Origin of the sequence: Pseudoxanthomonas sacheonensis, from assembly GCF_031455975.1 — a bacterium.
GTDB classification, from domain to species: domain Bacteria; phylum Pseudomonadota; class Gammaproteobacteria; order Xanthomonadales; family Xanthomonadaceae; genus Pseudoxanthomonas_A; species Pseudoxanthomonas_A sacheonensis_A.
Genome location: NZ_JAVDTT010000002.1, coordinates 682,987 through 707,020, shown reverse-complemented (window position 1 = coordinate 707,020; position 24,034 = coordinate 682,987). Strand labels below are relative to the sequence as shown.

The 24,034-nt window shown below is 64.2% G+C and carries 27 protein-coding genes; 18 read left to right on the top strand and 9 right to left on the bottom strand.

The features are described 5' to 3' along the window. Position 1: 1 nt before the first annotated feature. From J2W94_RS10395 to J2W94_RS10360, 8 genes are all read left to right on the top strand, one after another. Positions 2 to 820, top strand: coding sequence for a CPBP family intramembrane glutamic endopeptidase (locus tag J2W94_RS10395; protein ID WP_310093695.1), 819 nt, complete (start codon positions 2 to 4; stop codon positions 818 to 820). Between the two features lie 69 nt (positions 821 to 889). Continuing rightward, positions 890 to 1,681, top strand: coding sequence for a M48 family metallopeptidase (locus J2W94_RS10390; protein WP_310092907.1), 792 nt, complete (start codon positions 890 to 892; stop codon positions 1,679 to 1,681). Between the two features lie 131 nt (positions 1,682 to 1,812). Continuing rightward, complete coding sequence (locus J2W94_RS10385) at positions 1,813 to 2,988, top strand: tetratricopeptide repeat protein (protein ID WP_310092906.1); 1,176 nt, start codon at positions 1,813 to 1,815, stop codon at positions 2,986 to 2,988. Positions 2,989 to 3,143: 155 nt separating this feature from the next. Then, positions 3,144 to 3,812 carry an energy transducer TonB gene (locus J2W94_RS10380; protein ID WP_430540585.1) on the top strand — a complete coding sequence of 223 codons (669 nt, stop codon included), beginning with the start codon at positions 3,144 to 3,146 and terminating at the stop codon, positions 3,810 to 3,812. Between the two features lie 114 nt (positions 3,813 to 3,926). Next, positions 3,927 to 4,676, top strand: a complete 750-nt coding sequence (locus tag J2W94_RS10375) for a MotA/TolQ/ExbB proton channel family protein (RefSeq protein WP_310092904.1) — start codon at positions 3,927 to 3,929, stop codon at positions 4,674 to 4,676. A 41-nt stretch (positions 4,677 to 4,717) separates the two neighbouring features. Further along, on the top strand, positions 4,718 to 5,146 hold the full coding sequence (locus tag J2W94_RS10370; protein WP_310092902.1) for an ExbD/TolR family protein: 429 nt from the start codon (positions 4,718 to 4,720) through the stop codon (positions 5,144 to 5,146). 3 nt (positions 5,147 to 5,149) lie between these two features. Then, positions 5,150 to 5,569 carry an ExbD/TolR family protein gene (locus J2W94_RS10365; protein WP_093289455.1) on the top strand — a complete coding sequence of 140 codons (420 nt, stop codon included), beginning with the start codon at positions 5,150 to 5,152 and terminating at the stop codon, positions 5,567 to 5,569. A gap of 148 nt (positions 5,570 to 5,717) precedes the next feature. Further along, positions 5,718 to 6,116: an ExbD/TolR family protein gene (locus J2W94_RS10360; RefSeq protein ID WP_310092896.1), complete on the top strand. Its 399-nt coding sequence runs from the start codon at positions 5,718 to 5,720 to the stop codon at positions 6,114 to 6,116. Positions 6,117 to 6,292: 176 nt separating this feature from the next. Here the strand turns inward: J2W94_RS10360 and J2W94_RS10355 are convergent, their stop codons facing one another. From J2W94_RS10355 to cls, 3 genes are all read right to left on the bottom strand, one after another. Next, positions 6,293 to 7,048: a pyridoxine 5'-phosphate synthase gene (locus tag J2W94_RS10355; RefSeq protein WP_310092894.1), complete on the bottom strand. Its 756-nt coding sequence runs from the start codon at positions 7,046 to 7,048 to the stop codon at positions 6,293 to 6,295. 49 nt (positions 7,049 to 7,097) lie between these two features. After that, a complete protein-coding gene (locus tag J2W94_RS10350; RefSeq protein WP_310092892.1) occupies positions 7,098 to 7,364 on the bottom strand; it encodes a hypothetical protein in 267 nt (88 codons plus the stop codon). Between the two features lie 108 nt (positions 7,365 to 7,472). Then, complete coding sequence (cls, locus tag J2W94_RS10345; RefSeq protein ID WP_310092890.1) at positions 7,473 to 8,927, bottom strand: cardiolipin synthase; 1,455 nt, start codon at positions 8,925 to 8,927, stop codon at positions 7,473 to 7,475. A 152-nt stretch (positions 8,928 to 9,079) separates the two neighbouring features. Between cls and J2W94_RS10340 the strand changes: the two genes are divergently transcribed. The 3 genes from J2W94_RS10340 (at position 9,080) to J2W94_RS10330 (ending at position 11,744) form a co-directional block, all read left to right on the top strand. Continuing rightward, the gene (locus tag J2W94_RS10340; RefSeq protein ID WP_310092888.1) at positions 9,080 to 10,156 is read left to right on the top strand and encodes a PA0069 family radical SAM protein; all 1,077 of its coding nucleotides are present in this window, start codon (positions 9,080 to 9,082) and stop codon (positions 10,154 to 10,156) included. A gap of 238 nt (positions 10,157 to 10,394) precedes the next feature. After that, positions 10,395 to 10,913 (top strand): tetratricopeptide repeat protein, encoded by a 519-nt coding sequence (locus J2W94_RS10335; RefSeq protein WP_310092886.1) that lies wholly within the window; start codon positions 10,395 to 10,397, stop codon positions 10,911 to 10,913. A 123-nt stretch (positions 10,914 to 11,036) separates the two neighbouring features. Next, positions 11,037 to 11,744, top strand: coding sequence for a response regulator transcription factor (locus tag J2W94_RS10330; protein WP_310092884.1), 708 nt, complete (start codon positions 11,037 to 11,039; stop codon positions 11,742 to 11,744). On the opposite strand, the gene J2W94_RS10325 is transcribed toward J2W94_RS10330, so the two are convergent. The 3 genes from J2W94_RS10325 to J2W94_RS10315 form a co-directional block, all read right to left on the bottom strand. Continuing rightward, on the bottom strand, positions 11,726 to 12,421 hold the full coding sequence (locus J2W94_RS10325; RefSeq protein ID WP_310092882.1) for a 2OG-Fe(II) oxygenase: 696 nt from the start codon (positions 12,419 to 12,421) through the stop codon (positions 11,726 to 11,728). The two genes, J2W94_RS10330 and J2W94_RS10325, sit on opposite strands and share 19 nt — an antisense overlap. Positions 12,422 to 12,621: 200 nt before the next feature. Next, positions 12,622 to 13,260: a response regulator transcription factor gene (locus J2W94_RS10320; RefSeq protein ID WP_310093691.1), complete on the bottom strand. Its 639-nt coding sequence runs from the start codon at positions 13,258 to 13,260 to the stop codon at positions 12,622 to 12,624. Between the two features lie 26 nt (positions 13,261 to 13,286). Then, positions 13,287 to 14,522 (bottom strand): sensor histidine kinase, encoded by a 1,236-nt coding sequence (locus tag J2W94_RS10315; protein ID WP_310092880.1) that lies wholly within the window; start codon positions 14,520 to 14,522, stop codon positions 13,287 to 13,289. A 23-nt stretch (positions 14,523 to 14,545) separates the two neighbouring features. Here J2W94_RS10315 and J2W94_RS10310 point away from each other — a divergent pair, with 23 nt between their 5' ends. The 6 genes from J2W94_RS10310 (at position 14,546) to J2W94_RS10285 (ending at position 19,181) form a co-directional block, all read left to right on the top strand. After that, the gene (locus tag J2W94_RS10310) at positions 14,546 to 14,989 is read left to right on the top strand and encodes a DUF2141 domain-containing protein (RefSeq protein ID WP_310092878.1); all 444 of its coding nucleotides are present in this window, start codon (positions 14,546 to 14,548) and stop codon (positions 14,987 to 14,989) included. 40 nt (positions 14,990 to 15,029) lie between these two features. Next, on the top strand, positions 15,030 to 16,559 hold the full coding sequence (locus tag J2W94_RS10305; RefSeq protein WP_310092877.1) for a carotenoid oxygenase family protein: 1,530 nt from the start codon (positions 15,030 to 15,032) through the stop codon (positions 16,557 to 16,559). Positions 16,560 to 16,702: 143 nt separating this feature from the next. After that, positions 16,703 to 17,320, top strand: a complete 618-nt coding sequence (locus J2W94_RS10300) for a hypothetical protein (protein ID WP_310092874.1) — start codon at positions 16,703 to 16,705, stop codon at positions 17,318 to 17,320. A 29-nt stretch (positions 17,321 to 17,349) separates the two neighbouring features. After that, positions 17,350 to 17,709 (top strand): NIPSNAP family protein, encoded by a 360-nt coding sequence (locus J2W94_RS10295; RefSeq protein WP_310092873.1) that lies wholly within the window; start codon positions 17,350 to 17,352, stop codon positions 17,707 to 17,709. Next, positions 17,706 to 18,428 (top strand): NIPSNAP family protein, encoded by a 723-nt coding sequence (locus J2W94_RS10290; protein ID WP_310092870.1) that lies wholly within the window; start codon positions 17,706 to 17,708, stop codon positions 18,426 to 18,428. The genes J2W94_RS10295 and J2W94_RS10290 overlap by 4 nt, the downstream gene beginning before the upstream one ends. Before the next feature lie 54 nt (positions 18,429 to 18,482). After that, on the top strand, positions 18,483 to 19,181 hold the full coding sequence (locus J2W94_RS10285) for a helix-turn-helix transcriptional regulator (protein WP_310092868.1): 699 nt from the start codon (positions 18,483 to 18,485) through the stop codon (positions 19,179 to 19,181). Between the two features lie 223 nt (positions 19,182 to 19,404). On the opposite strand, the gene J2W94_RS10280 is transcribed toward J2W94_RS10285, so the two are convergent. Beyond that, a complete protein-coding gene (locus J2W94_RS10280; protein WP_310092866.1) occupies positions 19,405 to 21,531 on the bottom strand; it encodes a TonB-dependent receptor family protein in 2,127 nt (708 codons plus the stop codon). A 155-nt stretch (positions 21,532 to 21,686) separates the two neighbouring features. Then, positions 21,687 to 22,574 (bottom strand): phenylalanine 4-monooxygenase, encoded by an 888-nt coding sequence (gene phhA, locus J2W94_RS10275; RefSeq protein WP_310092864.1) that lies wholly within the window; start codon positions 22,572 to 22,574, stop codon positions 21,687 to 21,689. Between the two features lie 128 nt (positions 22,575 to 22,702). On the opposite strand from phhA, the gene J2W94_RS10270 reads away from it, so the two are divergent. Further along, on the top strand, positions 22,703 to 23,185 hold the full coding sequence (locus J2W94_RS10270) for an Lrp/AsnC family transcriptional regulator (RefSeq protein ID WP_310092862.1): 483 nt from the start codon (positions 22,703 to 22,705) through the stop codon (positions 23,183 to 23,185). Between the two features lie 191 nt (positions 23,186 to 23,376). On the opposite strand, the gene J2W94_RS10265 is transcribed toward J2W94_RS10270, so the two are convergent. After that, positions 23,377 to 23,913: a porin family protein gene (locus J2W94_RS10265; RefSeq protein ID WP_310092860.1), complete on the bottom strand. Its 537-nt coding sequence runs from the start codon at positions 23,911 to 23,913 to the stop codon at positions 23,377 to 23,379. Between the last annotated feature and the right edge of the window lie 121 nt (positions 23,914 to 24,034).

Below are 24,034 nucleotides of genomic sequence, written 5' to 3'. Positions count from 1 at the left end.
CGTGGACCCGGCACTGGAGTTGCAGCAGGCGTTGCGGCCGCCACCGCGGTCCGCACGCCCGATCGCCGGATTCTTTCTGGATCTAGCCATCGCCATCGGCGCGCTGCTGATCCTCTCGCTCGCCTGCGGCGCAGTCTGGGCCGCGTTCAAGGGCGCGCAGATCGCGATGCAGCAAGGAGGTGCGCTCGATCCGGCCAGCGTCGTACGGTTGCTGGGCGAACCCGGCGCCATCGCGGTGATCTGGATGACCCTGGTCAGCACCGGCGGTGCGGCCCTGCTGGTGTATTACTGGCGCCGTCGGGCCACGCGCGAAGAACATGCCGTCTCTCGACAGGCTGTCCTGCGCATCGGTACTTGGGGCTGGGTGGTGGCGACCGCCACGGCCACCTTCGTGGTCAGTTCGGCGATCAGCTTCCTGGGCCAGCATTTGGGCATCAGGCCCCAACCCACCAATCTGGCGGTGATCGAAGCGGCTTACGTCGCAAGCCCGGTATTCATGTTGCTGTTCGGCGTGCTGATCGCCCCGGCTTACGAAGAACTGCTGTTTCGCCGGGTGCTATTCGGCAGGCTGTGGGCGTCCGGGCGTCCCTGGCTGGGCGTGCTGCTGAGCAGCGCCGCCTTCGCCTTGATGCATGAAATCCCTGGCACCACGGGCAACAGCTGGCAGGCGACGAGCATGCTCTGGCTGACCTATGGCTTCCTGGGCGCCGCCTTCGCGTTCGTGTATTGGCGGACACGCACGCTGTGGGCCGCGATCGGCGCCCACGCGCTGAACAATGCCATAGCGCTAGTCCTGTTGAACCTGTCCGCAGGCAGCTGAAAGCCCGAAGTTTGACGAAAAGTTAAGACGCCACTCGCCACACTCTGTACTTATCAGGAGGGGCGTTGAATGAAGCACTGGATACTATCGGCGGCGATCGTTGCCGGGCTGGCGGCCTGCGCCACGACAACGTCTTCCACGGGCCGCAGGCAATACGTGGGCGGCGTTTCGGAACAGCAGCTCAACCAGCTGGGAGCGCAGGCCTTCGTTGAGGCCAAAACCAAAGGACCGCTGAGCAACGACGCCAAGCAGAACGCCTACGTGCGTTGCGTGGTCAATGCGCTGGTCCGCCAGTTGCCGCCGCAGGCCCAGGGAACGAGTTGGGAAACGGCGCTGTTCGCCAATAAAGAGCCCAATGCTTTCGCGTTGCCCGGCGGCAAGGTCGGCGTAAACACCGGAATTTTCAGCGTGGCCAAGAACCAGGATCAGCTGGCGGCGGTGCTGGCGCACGAGATCGGTCATGTGGTCGAGCGCCATCACGACGAACGCATCACCCGGCAGATGGGCGCTTCCGGCGCCGTGCAACTGCTCGGCGCACTGGCCGGCGACTACGGCAGCCTGGCGACCCAAGGCGGAAGCCTGTTGGCGCAGACGGGGTTTCTGCTTCCGGGTTCGCGCGTGCAGGAAACCGAAGCGGACGTGGTGGGGCAGCGTTTGATGGCCGAAGCCGGATTCGATCCCGCCCAGGCCGTCAATCTTTGGCAGAACATGATCGCTTCGGGTGGCGGCCGTCCGCCCGAATGGCTGTCCACCCACCCCAACCCTGAATCGCGTATTCAAGAACTGCGCAGCCGCGCCGGAACGCTTGCGCCCACCTATCAGCAGGCGCGCGCTTCCGGGCGCGTTCCAAAATGCGGGTGAATGCAGAATTTGCTGCTTTGCACCACCCAACCCTGTTTCCGAGCGCTAGCCGTTTCTGTTAGCGTTGCCGCCCCCGTGCCTGGGCCGGCGGCATTCGAATCGGTCTTTGCAGTCCCCAAGAGGTGATCTCCATGTTGTTCCGCAATTGCAAACAAGCCTTGCTTTCCTTGGCCATCGTCAGCCTGTTGGGCACGGCCGCCGTCAGCGTCGACGCGCAGACGCGCGAGCGCACGGAGCGCAGCAGCAAGGGCAAGCAGGAAAACATGTATCCCAACGCCACCCGCGAGGAGCCGAAGGCGAAGGGCGCGGCCAAGCTGCAGTCGAAACTGCAGAAGCTGGTGGAGGCGTACAACAAGGACGACTTCGCCAATACCCGCAGCCAGGCCGATGAAATCCTGGCCAATCCGGCAGCCACCGATTACGACAAGGCCGTCGCCTCGCAGCTCGCCTCGCAGGCCGCCTACAACCTGGACGACACCGCCGCCACCATCGCCTACCTGAAGCAGGCGCTGCAGCTCAACGCCCTCGACAACAACAGCCATTACCAGCTGATGCATATGCTGGCGGGCCTTCAGCTGCAGGAAGAACAGTACGCCGACGGCATGGCCACGCTCGATCGCTATTTCGCTGAAACCAAATCGCAAAATCCCGAAGATTTGGTGTTGAAAGGCCAAGCCTTTTATCAGCAGGAAAAATACGCGGAAGCCATTCCGGTGCTGAAACAGGCCATCGAAGCCTCGCCGGAACCTAAAGACAGCTGGCAGCAGTTGCTGATGGCGTCTTACGCCGAAGCGGGCCAGTCGGCCGAGGCCACCCAGTTGGCCGAGAAGATCGCCGCCAAGACGCCCGGCGACAAGAAGGCGCAGATGAACCTGGCCAGCGTATATCTGCAGGCCGACAAGTTCGACCAGGCCGCGGCCATCCTCGAAAAACTGCGCGCCTCCGGCCAGATGACGGACGAGAAGGAATACCGCCAGCTCTACACCACCTACGCCAATATGGACGGCAAGGAAAAGGAAGTCATCGCCGTGATCAACGACGGCATGCAGAAGGGCGTGCTCAAGCCGGATCAGCAGACCTACTTGGCGCTGGCCCAGTCCTACTACTACTCGGACCAGATCGCGCCGGCGATCGACGCATGGCAGAAAGCCGCGCCGATGTCAAAGGACGGCGAAGCCTATCTGAACCTGGCCAAGGTGCTGTATCAGGAAGACCGCATTCCCGAAGCCAAGCAGGCGGCCAAGTCGGCCTTGGAAAAAGGCGTCAAAAAGCCCGAAGAGGCAAAGAAAATCATCGCTTTGCCCTGATTGCGGGAACCGGGAATTAGAGTTCCGGCACCCTGAAAAGATGGTACAGGCGTGGAAGATTGGTATAAGCTCGACACCCCCGCGCCGGAAACGGTTGCGGGCCCCAAAATTTGATGGTGCCGCACTGTCGGCCCAAGAACTGAGTTCACTGGCGCATGGCTGAACAACTGGTCATTAACAACAGGTACCGCGAAGAAGAGCAACCAGGCTTGAACTGGTCGCGCATCATCGGTATCGCTTTCGTCATCGCGCTGCACGTAGCCGCATTCTTGTTGCTGCTGATTCCCGCCGTGGCACCGCCCGCGGAAAAAGAGCAGGAGCAGAAGACGATCGTGACCATCGTCGATGCGCCGCCACCGCCGCCGCCGCCGCCGCCGCCGCCGCCGCCGGATGAGACCCCGCCGCCGCCGGTCAAGAACCTGGCGCCGCCGACCCAGACTCCGCTGCCGCCGCCGCCGGAAGCGCCGCCCATCGATATCGCTGAGCCGCGCCCGAACGACGTCTACACCCCGCCCGCGCCGCCCGCGCCGCCGGCACCGGTGCAGAACATCGGCGCCAGCGTCGACATCTCGTCCAAGAACATGAATCCGCCCAAGTACCCGCCCGCCGCCGCGCGCGCAGGTATCCAGGGCACCGTGATTCTGATCATCGACGTCGACGCCAGTGGCAATGTCACCAACGTGTCGGTCGAGAAGTCCAGCCGCAACCGCGACCTGGACCGTGCCGCCATGGATGCGGCGCGCAAATGGCGCTTCAATCCCGGCAAGCAGGGAACGCAAAGCGTCGCCGGCCGCGTACGCGTGCCGGTTGACTTCAAGATGTAAAGCGCGGACAAGCTTTAAGCCACATTAGCTTTTAGTCGCAAGCTTTTAGTCACAAGCTCCAAACCAATCCATAAACCGCATCATTCTCATCATCACAAATAAAAGGTAAGCGTCATGCTGCAGGAAACCACCGCCGCTGCTGGAGGCAACAACGCCGCCCAGGCCCTGAACAACATGGGCTTTGAGCACCTTATTAGCGAAATGACCGCCACCCCCGGCTCCTATGTTGTTTCCTGGGTCGTGTTGATCACGCTGCTGATCATGTCCGCCCTGGCCTGGTACTGGACGATCATCAACTTCATCAAGAGCATGCGCCTGAAGGGCCAGGCCGAACGCGTGACCGGAACCTTCTGGGACACGGCCAACGCCCAGGACGCCATCCGCCTGATGGAAGAACAGCCGCGCAACGAGCCGTTCTCCAAGATCGCGCTTGACGCCGCCCAGGCCGCCGCTCACCACCAGCGTAGCGAAGGCTCCAAGCTGGCCGAATCGCTGAACCGCTCCGAGTTCGTCGACCGCGCCCTGCGCCAGGCCGTCACCCGTGAGAGCTCCAAGTTGCAGGCCGGCATGACCGTGCTGGCGACCGTCGGCGCGACCGCACCGTTCGTGGGTCTGCTGGGTACGGTGTGGGGCATCTACGGCGCCCTGATCCGCATCGGCGCGACCGGCCAGGCTTCCATCGACGCCGTCGCCGGCCCGGTGGGCGAGGCGCTGATCATGACCGCGCTCGGTCTGTTCGTCGCAATCCCGGCGGTGTTGGCGTACAACTTCTTCAACCGCACCAACAGCGCCACCAACGCCAAGTTCGATACCTTCGCGCACGACCTGCACGACTTCTTCGCCACCGGCTCGCGCGTCCGCTAAGCCTGCGTCGAATTCGAACAGATCAATAACGGAGCCCGAGAATGGCCTTCAGTAGTGGTAACGATAGCGGCGGCCCCATGGCCGACATCAACGTCACGCCCCTCGTGGACGTGATGTTGGTGCTGCTGATCATCTTCATCATCACCGCACCGCTGATGTCGCATAAGGTCCAGATCAAGCTTCCCGAAGCCAATCTGAACCAGAAGCCCGACGATGCGACAAAGCGTGTGTCGCCGATCAACCTGGCGGTCAAGGAAGATGGCACGCTGTACTGGAACGACGAGCGCATCACCAAGGAAATCCTGGAGTCGCGGCTGTCCAGCGCGGCCCAGCTGACTCCGCAGCCGCCGTTGAACCTGCGTGGCGATCGCACCACCAAGATGCGCACCATCAACGAGGTCACCAAGATCGCGCAGGAGCAGGGCATGCTGGATATCGGCTTCGTCGCCACCAAAGACAGGGGTCAATAAGCCATGGCATTCGCAACCGGTTCCGGCAAGGGCCAGCCGATGGCGGACATCAACGTCACCCCCCTCGTGGACGTGATGCTGGTGCTGCTGATCATCTTCATCGTGACCGCGCCGGTCATGACCTATCCGATCGACGTGGATCTGCCGCAGCGCGTGATCAACCCGCCGCCGCAGCTGCGCGAGCCGCCGCCGCCGATCGAACTGAAGATCGACGCGTCCGGCCAGGTGACCTGGAACAACAATCCGGTCCAGGTTTCCGCGGTCCAGGCCATGATGGAAAACGAGGTTCAGCGCGATCCGACCAACCAGCCGTTGCTGCAGATCGACGCCAATCCCGATGCGCAGTACGACGTCATGGCCAAGGTGCTCGCCGCGGCCAAGAACGCGCAGATGCAGAAGATCGGTTTCGTCCAGCAGGAGTGATGCCTGCGGACGGCTCCAAAAAGAAAGCTTCCACGCCGCCTACGGGCGGCGTGGTCGTTTGAGGGCTATGGAACAGCGAGTCGCCCGCTTGCGGGGCGTCGAAGGCGGGAGTAGCGTGGGCTTGCCCACCGACGCAAAGGAGTACGCCATGGCTTTCTCCGCTACCGCCCGTGATTCCGCTGTTGCCGAAATGAACATCACGCCGCTGGTGGACGTGATGCTGGTGTTGCTGGTGATCTTCATGGTGTCGGCGCCGCTGCTGACCAAAACAGTCGACGCCGCATTGCCGCAGATAGTCCCGCCCAGCCTGGATACGATCAAGCCGCTGCAAATGCAGCTCGACGTCGGCGACGACGGCTCCTATCGCCTGGATGGACGCTTGTTGACCCAGTCCGAAGTAGGGGAGCGGTTGGCTGAGGCAGCGATCTCCGACCCGCGTGCTGTACTGCGAGTGCACGCCTCATCGGGAGCCGATTACCAGCAGGTGGTGACGGCACTGGCCGAGGCGCGCAACCGCGGCATCGCCAACCTAAGCGTGCAGCACTGACACGTACGGAGGGCCGCTGCCGGCCTCAATGCGGCGACCAGAGTAGGGCGGGCACTGCCCGCCGCTCTTGATTTTCCTGTGGCGGGCAATGCCCGCCCTACTTAAGCGTTGTCACTTAATTTAGAAAGTCCCAATAAGCGCGCAGCACTGACGCGCAAGGAGGGCCGCTGCGGGCCTCACTGTGGCGAAGAAAGGATCTGCAGATAGTTGTGCACCGTACGCTGCAGACCGACATACAACGCTTCGCTGATCAGAGCGTGGCCGATGGACACCTCCAGCAGCTGAGGTACGGCCTCCAGGAATTCAGGCAGATTGGCCTGGCTGAGGTCGTGGCCGGCATTCACGCCCAGGCCCAGCGTCTGCGCTTCCCGTGCGGTATCGACGCAGGCGGCGAGAGCGGCACGCGCATCACCCGACGCCTGCGCCTGGGCGAAGGGCCCGGTGTAAATCTCGATGCGGTCGGCACCGATCTCCCTGGCCAGGGCCAGCCCCGCGCCGCCGGCATCGACGAACAGACTGACCCGGCAACCCAGGGATTTCAGCTCTGCGATCAACGGGCGAAGGCGCTCGGCGTCGCGCTCGAAATCGAAGCCGTGGTCGGAAGTGAGCTGCCCATCGCTGTCGGGCACCAGGGTGGCCTGGGCCGGACGCACCTGCTCGCACAGCGCCAGGAAGCCGGGATAGCCCTCGCGCGGCGGAGCGAAAGGATTGCCTTCCAGATTGAACTCGACCTCGTGCTCCAGGGTCAACGCGGCCAGCGCCAATACGTCGTCGGTGCGGATATGGCGCTGGTCCGGGCGCGGGTGCACGGTGATGCCATGCGCTCCCGACTGCAGGCAGGTGCGGGCGGCGCGAACCACGTCGGGCTCGTTACCGCCACGCGAGTTGCGGAGCACCGCGATCTTGTTGACGTTGACGCTCAGCGCCGTCATCGCGCGCCGTCCGCTATCGGGGAGAGTCTGATTTCAAGAGCTCGCGGTTTCAAGAATTCGCCGGCGGCTCGACGGGCGGCTGCATGCCCGCCTTGCGCGCTTCTGCGATTTCGCGCAGGCGACGCAGCTCCGCCGGATCGATCATCTGGCTTTCGTCGCGGCTGTTGCTGCCGACGCGCGCCGCGTACCAGCCCATGATCCAGGCAACGAACAGACCCAGCGAAGCCAGCAGGCAGACCAGCATCAACGCCGTCGACGAGGTCTTCAATGCGATCCCCATCGCCCCCAGGGCCAGCAGCAGGAATAACCAATGCATGTTGTGCGTCCCCTCCAGACAGTGGGCGAAGTTTACTATTTCCGCCGCGGCGAAACGCCAACCCGTTCACAGCAACAGACTCATAACAGCAGGCTCAAAACCGCAGGTTCATAGCAGCGGCGACATCAGGCGGGCCAGCGCCTCGGGCAGACGGTTGCGCCAGAACGAGCGATTGCGCAGGTCGTGGACGGAGCCGGAAGCGGCGATCTCCCCCTCCACCAGCTGGGCGAGGGTGGCGGCGATCACGTGGTCGCGGAACAGCACGGAAATCTCGAAATTGAGGCGGAAACTGCGATGGTCGAAGTTGGCGCTGCCGATGATGGCCAGATCGTCGTCGCAAAGCAGCGCCTTGGTGTGGAGCAGGCGCGGGCCGTATTCGTATACCTTCACGCCGGCCGCCAGCAGCTCGTCGAAATAGGACCGCGCCGCATAAGTCACCAGGCGCGAATCGCTCAGCTTGGGCACGATCAGGCGCACGTCCAGACCGCCTAGCGCGGCCGAGGTCAGGGCCATCCGCGCGGCCTCGCCGGGAACGAAATACGGCGTCACCAGCCAGACCCGCGCGCGGGCTTCATGGATGGCGGCCACATGCAGGCGATGGATCGCCTCCCAGGAAGAATCCGGCCCCGAGACGAGGACCTGCGCGGCGATGCCGCCCTGGACTTCCGGCTCGGTCGCCTGCCACAACGCCGTGCCTTCGAAATCCTTGCGCTTCTGTCCGGTCGCATAAGCCCAGTCCTCGACGAAGACCAATTGCACGCTGCGCACCACGTCGCCCTCCAGGCGCAGATGCAGGTCGCGATAGGCATTGGCGCTCAGGCGCTCGTTCTCTTCGTCGGTGATGTTGATGCCGCCGGTGAAGGCGACCCGGCCATCCACCACCACGATCTTGCGGTGGGTACGCATGTTGACCCAGGTGCGGGTGAACGGACGGAAGCGGGTAGGGTGGAACCAGGCCAGCTCGCCGCCTGCCTCAAGCAGCGGCTGCAAGAAGCGTCGGCTGACTTTCGACGAACCCACCGCATCCAGCAGCAAGCGCACCTTGACCCCCGCACGCGCGCGTTCGGCCAGGGCATCGCGCAAGCGCGTGCCGGTCGCATCGGGCATATAGATGTAGTACTCGAGATGGATATGGTTGCGCGCACCGGCGATCGCGTCGATCAGCGCGTCATAAGTGACGCCGCCATCCACCAGCAGCTGCGCCGAGGTCGCGCTGGACGGCGGCAGGCCGGTCGTGGCCTGGCCCAGCAAAGCCAGTTCCGACCAGCCCTCATCGACCGGCCATGAAACCGTATGCGATTCCATGCCTTTGCGCGAATGGTGGCGGCGCATGCGCTGGCGATGGATCTTCTGCGGGCCCAGCAGGAAGTAGATCAAGTAACCCAGATAGGGCAACAGCGCCAGCGAAAGCACCCAGGTCAGGGTCGCTACCGGCTCGCGTTTCTGCAGCACTATCCAGCCGCACAGCAGCACGATGTACAGCAACCAGGCCAGGGTCAGATACAACTTGAGATGCGGGATCGCCCACAACGCGTGCCACAGGTGCTGGAGGGTTTCTAGCATGTACGGATACTAGGGCCTGTCGTCGATTCAACCAAACGTAGGTCGGGGCTACATCCCCGAGGCACGGGAACCCGGACTCCTCGCATGTCGGGGGCGTAGCCCCGACCTACGTGTCGCCTGTCCTGAGACGTCGCGGCGCTAGGATTGGCCGCATGGGCGAGTTGATCAAAGGCCGCGGTTCCACGGGCTATCTGCCGGGCCGCTTCGAAGTGACGGTCAGCCAGGCCGTCGACGACGGCTGGCATGGCGGAGAGGAGGGGGAATTCGCCGGCGTCCTGCCTCGCACCCAGGTGCGCGAGGAAACCGCGCGCAGCATCATCAGCCGCAACACATCGCCGGATATCCCCTTCTCGCAATCGCTCAATCCGTATCGCGGCTGCGAGCACGGATGTTCGTACTGTTTCGCGCGCCCCTCGCACGCCTACCTGGGCCTGTCGCCAGGGTTGGATTTCGAAACCAAGATCTTCGCCAAGACAAATGCGCCGGAACTGTTGCGTCGTGAACTGGCCAAACCCGGTTACCAAGTCAGCCCGATCTCGCTGGGCATCAACACCGACGCCTACCAGCCGATCGAGCGCAAATTGCAATTGACCCGGCGCATCATCGAAGTCCTGGCCGAAACCCGGCATCCGTTTTCCTTGATCACCAAGAATGCGCTGGTCACGCGCGATATCGATCTGCTGGCGCCGCTGGCGAGCGAAAACCTGGTCAGCGTGCATTTTTCGGTCACCTCGCTCGACAACCGCCTTTCCGCAGCGCTCGAACCGCGCGCCTCGGCACCGCACTCGCGCCTACGCGCGATCCGTGCGCTGCGCGATGCCGGCGTGCCGGTGGGCGCGATGGTGGCGCCGGTGATTCCGTGGGTGAACGACAGCGAGCTGGAAGCGGTGCTTGAGGCCGTCCGCGAAGCCGGCGCCGGCTCGGCGGGCTACGTGCTGCTGAGGCTGCCGCATGAAGTGGCGCCGCTGTTCCGCGATTGGTTGCAGACCCATGCGCCGGACCGTGCCGCGCACGTGATGAGCACGATCCAGCAGCTGCGCGGCGGCAAGGACTACGATTCCGCTTACGGCAAACGCATGCGCGGCGAAGGCGTGTATGCCGATCTACTGGAACGACGCTTCTCGCTAGCGCTCAAGCGCTACGGTTTTCCCGCCAAACGACCGCGTCCGCTCGATTGCAGCCGCTTCGTCGCACCGCGCGCGCCCTCGCCTCAGGGCGAGTTGTTCTGACTCCCGGGAAGGGTAAAAAAGCGAAGATTGGCGAGTCGCGCTAAGCTTGGTCGACCCGCTGCTTTGTCGTTCGTGGCCGGGCATGCGGAAGGGCGGGGAACCCTTCCAAGCGTCGGCGCCGCAAAAAGTTCCACGCACTGCGCGCGGACGGCGCCGTATCCGGGGAAACGAACGAGTTGAACCGTGTCAGTCAGCGCCAAGACGCTTCTCGTCTGGCTCATCCATCAAGGGGAAACAAATGAAGCTTCGTTCCATTGCAACTGCAGCCCTGCTGTTCGTTTCCGGCATTTCGGTCGGCCATGCGGCGCAAAAAGCCGAACCGTCCCAGTACCGGGGCAAGGAAAACAAGCAGGCCGCTCATGCGCTGCTGGAAGTGGCCAAAGTACAGGCCGGAAAAGGCAGCTGGGAGCGGATCGCGGTCGGCCGGATCTATTATCTGGGGGGCTTCAAGCCAGAGGGACAGGCGATCTTCGACGACGTGCTGGCGAACGATCCCGAAGGAACCGATCTCTTCCGCATCGCCCGCATCTATCGCGAGGCAGGCGAATGGGAACGGGCCAAAGCGCTGTTCGAACGTGCGCTGCGCGAGAACCCGAAAGACAGCAAGGGCATGGCGGAGGTCGGCGCCTATTACCTGTTGCTCGGCGATCGGGCCGCAGCAGAAGCGCTATTCGATCGTTCGTTCAACCGGGAAGACGAGCTGTGGTCGACGGTCGCGGCGGCAGGCAGTTATCTCGGTGTAGCGCCGCAGGAATAGAGCGACCCGAAACCGACGAAGAGGGCGAATGAGAACTCACATTAAGGGACTGCAATTGTGAGAGGTCAGCGGGAAAGATTGCCTTTATAGTCGGCCGCCTCTGCAGGCAACGCTGTTCCATGCATGGCTCCTTCAAAGAAACGCGAAGCGGCAAGGCCGCTGCAACTGCTGCTCATCGGCGGAACGCGGTCTTTCGCAGAGGAAGTCGCCAGCTCGCTCGAACTTGGCGGACATCAAGTGGATTACGCCGCCAGCGGCAGGCTTGGCCTGCGGTTGGCGGCAGAACACCGCTTCGATGCAGTGATCATTTGCGCGCACGTCCGCGGAGCGCTGGACGGTTTCCAGGTCTGCGAGACGATGCGGTCCGACTTCCGCCACGATGTTCCGCTGGTCATGCTGGGCGAAAGCACCGAGGCGACGATAGCGGCCTTCCGTGCGGGCGCCGATGCCTATATGGCATGGCCTTTCGCCCGCGAGGAGCTGGAGGCGCGCCTGCATGCGTTGCTGCGGCGAATCCGCGCGACCACCACCACCACCCTGCGGGTCCACACGCTGGAGCTCGATCTCACCACCCTGGAAGCCCACCGCGAAGGCCAACGTCTGGCCGTCACCCGCACGGGCATGCGGATCCTGCGCGTGCTCCTGGAGGCCGCCCCCAACCTGGTGACCCGACGCCAGTTGCACGAAACGCTTTGGGGTGGCGATTACGACCACCAGTCCGACGCCAAGGTGCGCGCGCATATCTATGTACTGCGCGGGACCGTGGACAAGCCGTTCGATCGGCCGCTGATCCATACCCACCGTTGTTGCGGCTATCGGATCTCGGCGTAGAGTTTATCCGCCGGCTGGAACAGGATCCAGCTGGTGGCGATGAACTTGTCGCCGTTCTGCGGGCGGTTGCCGCGGTGAGTGTGGGTGAAGGCGGTGGGCGCGATCAGCAGGCTGCCGGTGCGCGGTTTCACCTTGCGTTGTTGGAACAGGAATTCGGTTTCGCCTTCCTCGAAGCCGTCGTTGAGATACAGCGTCCATAGCAGGTGCCGGTGCAGGGTTTCGGCACTGGCATCGCGCGGATACAGCTCGCAATGCCAGTATGGATAACCGCCTTCGCCGGCCGAATACCATTGCAGGTTGATCGCGCCCGGGCGCAGGCAGACGCGCGCCAACTCGGCGATGGCCTTGTCGTCCATCGCAGCGAAATCCTCGGCCTGCAGACGGCGCAACCCGCCATTGGTGTCCGGCTGTTGCAGCATCAGCGGCGAGATCAGGGTTTGCGGATATTTCCGCAGATACCCTAGTACTCCGGCAAAGACAGCTTGCTGCAGACGCGCATCCACTTCGGCCCAGTCCGGATTTCCGCTGATGCGCAGGTCGCGGCTGTGTTTGAGTTCCGGATACACGCCTCCGCCCACCCGGCCAGGTTGCAGCCCTTCGCTGCCGCGCAGGCGCGACACGATCGCCGCGCAGGTGTCGCGGTCGACGGCGTCGTCTATGACTTCGATGAAATCCATGTGCGATTAGGAGTCCGGACAAAACCTGCGCGCAACTGTATCGCGGAATCGTCCGTTCGAGCATTGAGGGGCTGGTCTTAATGCGGAAACCTAAGTGGGAGCGGCGTCCCGCCGCGAGCGGGTGCTCAGTTCTTGTCGGTTCGGACAAGAACTCGCGGCGGGACGCCGCTCCCACGTACTTGCCTCGCCGGGAAACTGCTTCAGATGATGCGCAGCGTGATCGCCTTCAGCACCGCGCGCGTACGGTCGCGGGTGCCGAGCTTGTCCAGGATGGTGGAAACGTAGTTCTTCACCGTGCCTTCGGCCAGGAACAGGCTGCGCGCGATTTCCTTGTTGGAATAGCCGCCGGCCAGCAAGCGCAGGATCGCCACCTCGCGGGTGCCGAAGGTTTCGGTGGGCGCGGATTCGTCGCGGAAGCGGAAGCGCGCACGTACCGGATCGGTGCTCACCGGCTGCAGCAGGGTCTCGCCCGCCGCCACCCGGACGATGGCGTCGCGCAGGTCTTCCGGCGCGGCGTCCTTCAGCAGGAAACCCTGCGCTCCCGCATCGGTCGCCCGCAGCAGCAGGTCGCTGTCGTCGAAAGTGGTCAGCAGCAGCACCGGCGTGCGGTCGCCGCGCTCGCGCAGGCGCAACAGAGCGTCGATGCCGTCCACGCCGGGCATGCGGATATCGCTGAGCACCACGTCGACGGATTCGCTGGCCAGTTTGTCCAGCAGATCGCCGCCATCGAGGGCCTCGAAAACCACCACGATGCCTTGGCGTTCGAGTAGGGCGCGCAAACCGCCGCGCACCAGCGCCTGGTCGTCGGCCAGGGCGACGCGCAATGAAGATCCGCTCATCGGCTGCATGCTCATTGACGGCGTGCTCATGCCGGCAACCTCGCTTCGATGCGCAATCCGCCTTGCGGTGTGGTGTCCAGCCGCAACGAACCCCGCACGGCGTCGATGCGCTCGCGCATGCCGGCGATGCCGTTGCCTTCGCGCAGCCGGCCTTGCAGGCGGCCATCGTCTTCGATGCGCAACAGCACGTCGTTGCCCTCGCGGCGTATGTCGACCGACAGCGTACCGGCGTCGGCGTGGCGCGCGCTATTGGTCAGCGCTTCCTGCACCAGGCGCAGGATCGTCTCGGCTTGCACCGGGTCGGCGATCTTCACTTGTTCGTCGATATGCAACTTCAAGACCGGTTTGGGCAAAGGCGCGGCCAGCGCACGCAATGCGGTATGCAGATCCAATCCGCGGGAGTCGCGCAAGGCCTGGACCACGTTGCGGATATCGTCCAGCAGCTCGGACGCCAGCTGTTGCGCGGTGCGCACCTCTTCGCGCTCGGCCAGATCGGGTTCGGCGGCCAGCGCGCGCAGATTGAGTTTCATCGCGGTCAGTTTATGCCCGGCCACGTCGTGCAGTTCGCGCGCTACGCGCAGGCGTTCGGAGTCGCGCGCGCTGTCGGCCAGCAAGGCGCGGGTGGCGAGCAGGTCGGCGTTGACCAGGGCCAGCTGATCGCGCGCCAGTTCGGCATTGCGTGCGTAGTACACGCACAGTCCGGCCAGGGCCTGGAAGCCCAGATTGATCAGCACCATGGTCAGCGGCGAATTCAAGTCCGCCTGCCGCAGCAGCAGATAGAAGACCACATCGGCCAGCAGCACGAGCGGGGCGGCCAGTTTCGGCGGCCAGACGCTGAAGGCCACTGCGGTCCACACGACCAGCAGCACCTGCGCGGTCCCCAGGCGCGGCGTGTACCAGGTCAGCGTCAACGCCACCGCCGGCATCAGCAGCAGCGAAACCAGGCGCGTGCGCCGCCAGCGCTCCGATCCGGCGCTGATCACCACAAACAGCGCGCTGAAGGCCGCCAGCAGCGCGGCGGCGACGATGAGCTGCGGCAGCGGCAGGAAGCGCAGCGACAAGCCGACCGCGGCCAAGGTGAACAACCCAGCCAGATTCATCGGTTGGCGCAGCTCGCGGAAGAATTCTTGCATGCCGCCATGCTGCGTGTTGCGTCGCGCGCTGGCAATGCGTCCGGTGCAGGAAGTGACTTCCGGCACCCTCGATCGATGACCAACGGCAACTGATCCGTCCGTGGCCCGATCGCACACTGGTCCCGTCATCCCACCCGTCGAAGGACACCGCCATGAACCGCATTCGCGCCCCGCACATCGTCTCGCTCGTCCGTACCGCGATAGGGCTTGCCCTGCTGGCTGGCGGCCCCGCCTTCGCCGGCGATCTGACCGTCAAGCTGCACGGCGTGCGTGCGCAGACCGGCCTGATCAAGGCGGCCGTGGTCGATTCGCAGGAGGCATGGAACGGCAAGGCGGCACCGGTCCAGGCCGATGGAGTTCCTGCACAGGCCGACGAAGCAAGCTTCACCTTCAAGGATCTCAAGCCCGGCAGCTATGCGGTGATGATCACTCACGACGAAAACGGCAACGGCAAGCTGGACACCAATGTCCTGGGCATGCCGCTGGAAGGCTACGGCTTCAGCAACAACCCGCAGGTGATGCGCAAACCGACCTGGGACGAAGCGCGCTTCGAAATCACCGCCACCGGCGCGGCCATCGACATCGACCTGCGCTGAGACGCATCAGGCCAGCCACCGCAACGCCAGGAGCATCGCCATGAACACCAGTGCCAACAGCCGCCGCCGTTTCCTGTGCAACCTGCTGTCCGGCGCCGCCGCGCTGGCGATCGCCCCTTCGCTGCTGCACAGCGAGACGGCACTGGCCGGCGATCCGGTCGAGTTCGCGCGCGGACTCCATGAGCATCCATGGCTCGCGGGTTGGCGCAGCGTCGGCGCCGAATCCCTGGGACCCACCCCGATCGAATTGGAAGGCCGCCTGCCGACCGGTTTCGCCGGCACCTTGTACCGCAACGGACCGGCCTGGACCGAGCGCGCCGGGTTCCGCTACGAGCACTGGTTCGACGGCGACGGCATGGTCCACGGATGGCGCTTCGGCGAAGGCCGCGTCACCCATCGCGCACGCATGGTGGCGACGCCCAAGTTCACCCGCGAGCGGAAAGCCGGTCGCTTCCTGTATCCGACCGCCGGCACCACGGTTCCGGAGACGCAAGCGGTACGCAACAACGACGACGCCAATACCGCCAACACCTCGGTGATGACGATCGGTGGCCGTCTGTTCGCCCTGTGCGAAGCCGGCTCCGCTTTCGAACTCGATCCCGACCAGTTGAACACGTTGGGTCCGGTGACCTGGCGTCCGGATCTGGCCTCGCTGCCGTTCTCGGCGCATCCGCTGGTCGACCGCGACGGTTCGGTGTGGAATTTCGGTTCCGTCGCGCTGATGGGCGGCGCCGGGCTGTTGATCTGGCATATCGGCGCGGACGGCAAGCTGATCTCGGCCGATATCATCGAGACTCCGGTGCGCGGCTACCTGCACAGCTTCGCCATGACCGACCAGCATCTGGTCTGCACTCTGATTCCGTTCGCTTTCGCAGAAGGGCAGGGCGCGTTCTTCCGTCGCCTGCGCTTCCAGGATCAGCAGGCGCTGCGCGTGGGCGTGATCGCCAAGCACACGCCGACCGTCGCGCGCTGGTTCGAAACCGAATTCGCCGCGATCTACCACTTCGGCGACGCCTACGAGCGCAAGGGCGAGATCGTGATGCGTGCGGTGCAGCATCCGGACATCGAAGAAGCGCGTTCTCCCATGCAGGAAGCGATGAAGGGACAGGCGGGAGCGCACGGCGGACAGGGGCGCTTGCGCGAGTTGCGCCTGGACCTGCGCGGCGGCACCGCCCGCTGGGAGGAAACCGGGTTCGACGGCATCGAGTTCCCGTTGTTCGATCCACGCACGCGGGGCGACAGGCCGGCCGTGCTCTACGCGCCGACCAACGAGGGCGAAGCCAGCGCGCCTTACTTCAACGCAGTCGCCTCCCTGGATGTCCGTCGCGGCGAACGCCAAGTGCATCGCTACGGTCGCGACATATTGGCCGAAGAGCATGTGTTCGTGCCCCGGCCCGGCAGCTCGCGGGCGGGCGACGGCTGGCTGGTCGGCACTCTGCTGGACAGCGCGCGCGGGCGCAGCGGCATCGCGGTGCTGGACGCCGAACGGGTCGGCGAAGGTCCACTGGCGCAGGCGTGGCTGCCGTACTCGTTCCCGCTGGGTTTCCACGGTCACTTCGCAGTCGGCTGAGAGCAGTGAGAAGGGCAAACTCTTCGCTGCGGCAAGCAAATCCCGTGCAAGGCACGAAATAGACCGAGACTGCTGACAACAGGTTGTCAGCAGCGGACGCGCAAGCTAACGGCGTGCGATCGGCACGCGGCGCGGATAAGTTCATGCAGCAGCACGCAGTTCGATCTAATGGCCTGGTGCCGCGGTTGTGGCACGCCTGGCTGGATCGGGTGAACCGCAGCGTCGTCTGCGGCGATCAGCTCGTCTACGGCAACGGGATCGCCCGGCCGCGGACCGCAGCCGACCTGATCGCCGACGATGGCCGGCACGATTTCGATTTCTATCACGGCCGCTGGCAGGTGCGGAACGAGCGCTTGCGCGAGCGACTGCGCGGCAGCGACGAATGGGAAACCTTCGAAGCCATGCAGGAATGCCGCCCGATCCTGGGCGGTCTAGGAAACCTCGATGAGTTCGCTACCGACTGGGGCGATGGTTTCCGCGGCATGACCCTGCGTCTGTTCGATCCGCAGACCCGGCAATGGAGCATCTACTGGGCGGGCAACCGCAGCGGCGTGCTGGAGCCGCCGGTGCTCGGCCGATTCGAGGAGGGCGTAGGCGTCTTCTTCGGCGACGACCGGCATCAGGGCCAGCCGGTGCGGGTGCGCTTCCTGTGGTCCGAGATCAGCGCGCGCAGCGCGCACTGGCAGCAAGCATTCTCGATCGACGATGGACGCAGCTGGGAAACCAACTGGCATATGTACATGACCCGTTGCGACGATTGATCCGCTTCGACAAACCGGAAGGAACCCACATGAAGCAAACGGTGGAAATCCGCAGCTACAACCTCAAACCGGGATCGCGCGAGCGCTTCGGCCGGATCGCCGCCGAGACGGTGATGCCGATGCTGGTGCGCTGGGGCACCGAGGTGGTCCGCCATGGAGCTTCCGAGCACGACCAGGACAGTTACTTCCTGATCCGGGCCTACGCCAACCTCGAAGACAGGCAACAACGCCAAGACGCATTCTATGGGAGCGACGAATGGAAACTCGGACCGCGCGAATCCGTGCTCGAACTGATCGAGAGCTTCACCTCGCTGGTGCTGGAACTGGACTCGGCCACCATCGCCGGCTTGCGTGGCGAGTCGAAACAGGAAGGAGAGGAACAAGCATGAATACAAATGCAGCGAACGCCATCAGCGAAGACGTCATCGAACTGCGCCAGTACACCCTGAAACCCGGCCGCCGCGACGAGCTGGTCGAATTGTTCGAAAGCGAACTGATCGCAGGCCAGCAGGCCGCCGGCATGCGCATCATCGGCCAGTTCCACGACCTGGACGATCCGGACCGTTTCGTGTGGCTGCGCGGCTTCGCCGACATGGCCGCGCGCAAACGCGCGCTGGCCGATTTCTACGGTGGGCCGGTATGGCAGGCGCATCGTGCCGCCGCCAACGACACCATGATCGATTCGGACAACGTGCTGCTGCTGCGGCCGGCGTATCCGGGCTCCAATTTCGACCTGTCGTCGTCGGCGAACGCGCAGGGCGAGGGACGCATTTTCGCCACCGTGCAGTATTTCGATGCGCCGATCAGCGACGAGGCGCTGTCGTTCTTCGCCCTGGTGATGGTGGCGGTCTGGTCGCGCATGGGCGCGCCGGTGCTGGCGAGCTTCGTCACCGAATACGCCGACAACAATTATCCGGCCTTGCCGGTACGCGCCGACGAGCATGTGCTGCTGTGGTTCTCGCGCCACGCCGACGAGGCCGCGCACCGGCGGCACGTGGAACAGCTCGCGCAGTGGCCGCAGGTCTCAGCCGCGTGGGCGCGTCTGGCACCGCGTCCTCCGGAAGTGCTGAAGCTGCAACCGACGCCGCGTTCGTGGCTGCGCAGCTGAAACCATGACCACCGACCTTTGCGCGGCGCGGCGCGCACGCGCGATGATGCGCGGATGCGCCGCGCCGACCGCCTGTTCCTGATCGTCCATGCCCTACGCGGCCGCCGTTCGGCGTTGACCGCGCAGGCTCTGGCGGAGACCCTGCATGTTTCCCTGCGCACCATCTACCGCGATGTCGCCGATCTGCAACAGTCCGGGGTGCCGATCGAAGGCGAGGCCGGGGTCGGTTACGTGCTGCGCAAGGGTTCGGACATCCCGCCGCTGATGTTCAACGCCGAGGAACTGGAAGCATTGGTGGTGGGCACGCGCTTCGTCCGCGCCTTCGGCGGCAAGCGCCTGGGCCTGGGCGCCAGCGCGGCGTTGCTGAAGATCGAAGCGGTGTTGCCGCCGGATCTGCGCGAACGTTCGCATCGCACGCGCATCTTCGCGCCGGAACTGGACAACCGCGTCGAAGCCAACGGCATGATCGACCGCCTGCATGAGGCGATCGGAACCTGCCGGGTGCTGCATTTGCGGTACTGCGATCCATCGGGCAGCGAAACCCTGCGCGAAGTGGAACCGCTGTGCCTGACGTTCTGGGGCGGAAGCTGGACCTTGGGCGCCTGGTGCCGGTTGCGCGCGGACTTCCGTAATTTCCGCCCGGATAGGATCGTCGGCGTCGAAGCGACGGGAGAGTTATTCGTCGAGATCGCCGGCCGCGATCTGGACGCTTATTTGCAAGCGGTCGGTAATCCTCTGCGGCACCAGGGGTGATTGTTGGGGAACAGCCGAGCAGCAGACCTATTCCGCTCCCGCTCGTGGTGAGCCTGTCGAACCAAGCTCTTGGCGAGATCTACAAGCACATTTATAAATTTCCCGCTAAAAGCGTGGTTCGACAGGCTCACCACGAACGGAGTTATTCGACAGGCTCGCCACGAACGGATTTATTTGCGTCGACGGATCCATTTGTCCGCCACGGTTTCGGAATCTGAGGTCCTCAACGCGACCACGTCCACTGCGCGCCGACCAGAAACGTGCGGCCGGGTCCGGGTTCGTAGAAGCGCCCGTTGCCTTCGTTGACGATCACCGAGCCGATGTAATTCCGATCCAGCGCATTGTCGATGCGGGCGAAGGCGCGCAGGCCGCCGGCGCTGAAACTCCATTCGCGCGCCGCTTCCAGATGCAGCAGGAAATAGCCCGGCGCCGATTCGCTGCCCACGTCGTTGACCACCACCTCGCTCACGCCTTCGGCTTCCGCCGCCGCGCTCCACGCGCTTCCGCGCCACTGCAGGCGACCGAACAACTGCTGGCGCGCCACCCCGGGGATACGCGAACCGGCCGCCACCGGCGTTGACGGCACCGTGCAACCGGCGCCAGTGCAGACCAGGTAGGCGCTGCGGAAAGTCGCGTCCAGCCAGGTGTAGGCCAGCTGCAGGCGCCATCGGTCGGATAACGCGGTCTCGAACGAAGTCTCGAATCCCTGCCGCCGCGCGCGTCCCACATTGCGGAAGCTGCTGCGCCCGCCGACATTGCGCGCCACGGCCAGCTCGTCATCGGTGTTGGCGCGGAACAGCGCGGCTTCCAGGCGCGCGTCGCCCTCGCCGCGCCATTTCATTCCCAGCTCGACGTTGCGGCTGATCGCGGGCTGCAGATCGAAGGCCAGGCCCGCGCCGCCGTCGGCGCGGTATCCCAGTTCGTTGAAGGTCGGCGTCTCGAAACCGCGGCCTGCCGAAAGGTAGAAGCGCAGAGCTTCGCTCGGCTCGAACATCACCCCGGCCACCGGCGTGGTGTCGCGATAGCGGACGCTGCCGCTGTCATCGGGATTGTTCGCAGTGACGTAACGATCGTGGGCGTCGAATTCCACTTCGCTATGGCGCGCGCCGGCCAGCAGCGACCAGCGCGGCGCGAAACGCCACCATGCCTGCGCGAACTGGTCCATGTTGCGTACGCGATCGCTCTCATTGCGCCGCAGCGCGCCTTTTACGCCCAGAGTGGCGCCGATGAAATTCTCGTAGCCGCGGCGTGCCTGATCCTGTCGGTCGAAGTTGGCGCCGGCGGTGAACTCGAACGGCTTTGAAACCAGTTCGCCCTGCCAGCTCCAGCGCAGATCCGCGCCGCCATAGTCGCTGTCCAGGTCGATCACGCCACCGGCGTTGAGCGGATTGGCCTGCGCCGCGACCGGTAAAGCCAGGAACTGCTCCACCGCGCGTCGCCCCGCATAGGCCATTGCGCGCCAGCTCTGCGCGTCGCCTACCTGTTGTTCGTAGGTCAAGCCGCCCTGGCTCTGGCGCACCGATTTGCGCGTATCGAACTGGCTGGCGACCGACGTGGCCTGGCGCGGGTCGGCCCGGTACTGCGTGCGCGTCAGCCCCAGCGGATCGTCGGCGTCGGGTAGGTCGATATGGTTCAGCACCAAGGTCAGCTTGCGCGAGGGATCCAGGCGGAAATCGAAGCGCGCGTTGAGCGAATCGCGCCGCGCCGCGCTGTGGTCGCGATAACCCTGAGTATCGAAACGCGAGGCGGCAATGTTGTAGCCCAGATCGTCGCTGGCCCCCCGTAACTGCGCGCCCAGCGTGTACGCGTCATCGCTGCCGGCCGTGGCGCGGATCCGCCAGGGGTCGCCTTCCTTCCCTTCTGCGCTCCACAACTGCACCACGCCGCCTGATGAATTTCCGTACAGCGCCGAGAATGGGCCGCGCATGATTTCGATGCGTTCGCCGCCTAGCGCATTGAAATGAGAGAGCTGGCCCTGTCCGTCCGGCATGGAGGCGGGAATGCCGTCGGAAAACAGGCGCACGCCGCGCACGCCGAAGGTCGAGCGCGCGCCGAAGCCACGGATCGAAAGCTGCGTGTCCTGGGCGTAGTTCTGGCGGTCGCGGGCCAGCAAGCCAGGAACGCCGCCCAACGCATCGGAGACGTTGACGGCGTTGCCGTTGTCGTCGTCGCGCAGTTCCACGGTATTCACCGATGCCGGCGTGTCGAAATCGTCGACGCCGATCAGGCGCGTGGCCTGCACGTGGATGCGATCGAGGGTGATGGGGTCGCTGCTGGTCGATTGCGCATGAGCACTGCCGCAACATAGGACAAGGCCGAGCGAGACGAGGATGAGTTGTTTCGCGGTCATGCGCCATGATCGCGCATCTCTTAACTAAAGATCGTCCTCCTGGCGAAAGCGGGGGACCCAAGCCCCACAGCAACGGAAAGTTGAGTCCCGGCCTTCGCCGGGATGACGACCTATTTTTTAGCGGCGACTACGTTCATCCGGATGCCGACCGCCAGTTACACGTCGGCGTCCATGGCCCAACCTTCGCCCGTGCCGCGAGTGAACACCTGATCGGTTTCCAGCACCTTGCCTGCCGGGTACGCTTCGCCCTTCGCCAGTCGCGCATAGATCGGCGTGAAGTCCGGTTCGGTCGCAGCGATCAGCTGCTCGAAGCTGTCGATGACAAAGTAGGTTTTTTGGAACGTGTCGATGCGGTAGCGCGTGCGCATCACCCGCTCCAGGTCGAAGCCGATGCGGTTGGGCGCGTCCGATTCCAGCGAGTAAAGCGATTCGCCCTTCGACGACACGATACCGCTGCCGTAGATGCGCAGGCCCTGCGGCGTGTTGATCAGACCGAACTCCACCGTGTACCAGTACAGACGGGTCAGGTTGACCAACGCCTCCGGGCCGATGCCGTGCGCCTTCACCCCGCCGCGACCGTAGGCCAGCATGTAGTCGGCGAACAGCGGGTTCATCAACAGCGGCACGTGGCCGAACAGATCGTGGAAGAGATCGGGTTCGGCGATGTAGTCGATTTGCTCCGGGCGGCGTATCCACCAAGTCACCGGGAAGCGGCGGTTGGCCAGATGATCGAAGAAATCCAGCTCCGGCAGCAGGCCTTCCACCCCGATCAGGGTCCAGCCGGTAGCCGCGCCCAGCACTTCGTTCAACTGATCGAAGCGCGGGATCGCATGCGGAGTCATGCCCATCTCGTCCTGGGCATGCAGGAACTCATCGCTGGCCCGGCCCACCAGCAGTTCGCGCTGGCGCTGGTACAGCGTGCCCCAGGTGGCATGGTCCTCGGCCTGGTAGTCCTCCCACGGCTGTTCCACCACGGCGGTCGTATAGACCGGCACGTAGCCTTTGTCGGTCTGTTGACGCTCGACGCGGCGTGGCTCGTTCATGGGTTCTCCGAGAAGGTTGAAGCGGCATTCGATGTTAGCGCCGCAACCGCGCAACAGGGTTGCGAAGTTGCAAGGATCTATCCGAATAGAGCAATATTCTTGCGCGAAAATAAGAAATGGAGCATGAAATGGCCGAATCCGTCTCTCTGGACCGCATCGACCTGCGCCTGCTGGCGCTCCTGCAGCAGGACGGGCGCGCCACCAATGCCGATATCGCCGCTCAGGTGAACCTGTCTCCCTCGGCCTGCCTGCGCAGGATCCAGCGGCTGGAATCCTCGGGCGTGATCCGCGGTTACGCGGCCATGGTCGATCCCAAGCGGGTCGGCCTGGGCCTGCAGGCCTTCGTGCGCGTGCAGCTGGAGAAGCACGGCCAGCTGGGACTGGACCGCTTCATCGAGGGCGTGAACGACTGGGATGAAGTGGTCGCCTGCCATGCGCTCACCGGCGACATGGATTACCTGTTGCAGGTGGTCGTGCAGGACCTGGAGCACTTCTCCCGCTTCCTGCTGGACAAACTGATCAACGCCACCGGCGTGGCCGATGTGAATTCCAGTTTCGTCCTGCGCACGGTGAAGCAGACCCGCGCGTTGCCGCTGGGGCATTTGGGGTAACGGGCGGCAGGAGCGTACTTATGCGCGCGACGCTTTTTGCTCTTGCTTTGCCCCCTTTTGACCAGCCATTCGGCGGTTGAAAAGCGCTGCAAAGGAGGAGGCTTAAGGCAGGGTCACGGCCTTGACGCCGTGCGCCAGAAAAAAAACGGCCATCCGAAGATGGCCGTTGGGTATCGCAGGAGCTGCGAAGATCAGAAGCGGTACTCGATGCCGAGAGTCGCGGTCTTGAGCTTGGCGTCGACATCGAAGATGTCCGTCTTCGCGTAGTCGTAGTTCAGGCTCAGGCCGAAGTTGTTGGTGAAGTCGTAACCCACGCCCACGCCGGCGTAACCTTCGGTGGAGGTGTCCTTGGCGTTGCCCACGCCCTCGACGCCCAGTTTGGTTTCGATATGCACCGCGCCGACGCGGCCGCTGATGAAGAAACCGGTGTGCGCATCGGGACCGAAATTCTTCTTGCCGACCACGCCCACGCCGTAACCGGAAGCCTTGATGGAAACGCCGTCGCCGGAGTCGTCGCCGTAGTTGGTGTAGAAGCCTTCCACCGCCACGTTGGGGGTGAAGAAGTAGCCGCCGCGCGCGCTAAAGGTGTCGTCGTCGCCTTCGGAACCGTCGATTTCGAGGGTGGTGGTGCCGGCTTCGCCGCGCACGTACCAGCCTTCGGCGGCCGCGGCGGAGGAAGACAGGCCGGCCAGGACCAGTGCGGAGGCCAGCAATACAGACTTGTTCATCAAGATATTCCCCATTTTGAAAAAACCCGCCCGTCATTGGGCGGTCGGCAGAATATCCATTCAGTTATTTTTGTCAAATATTTGTTAAGCGAAGGTTATGCTAAATGGGACCTGAGCCATT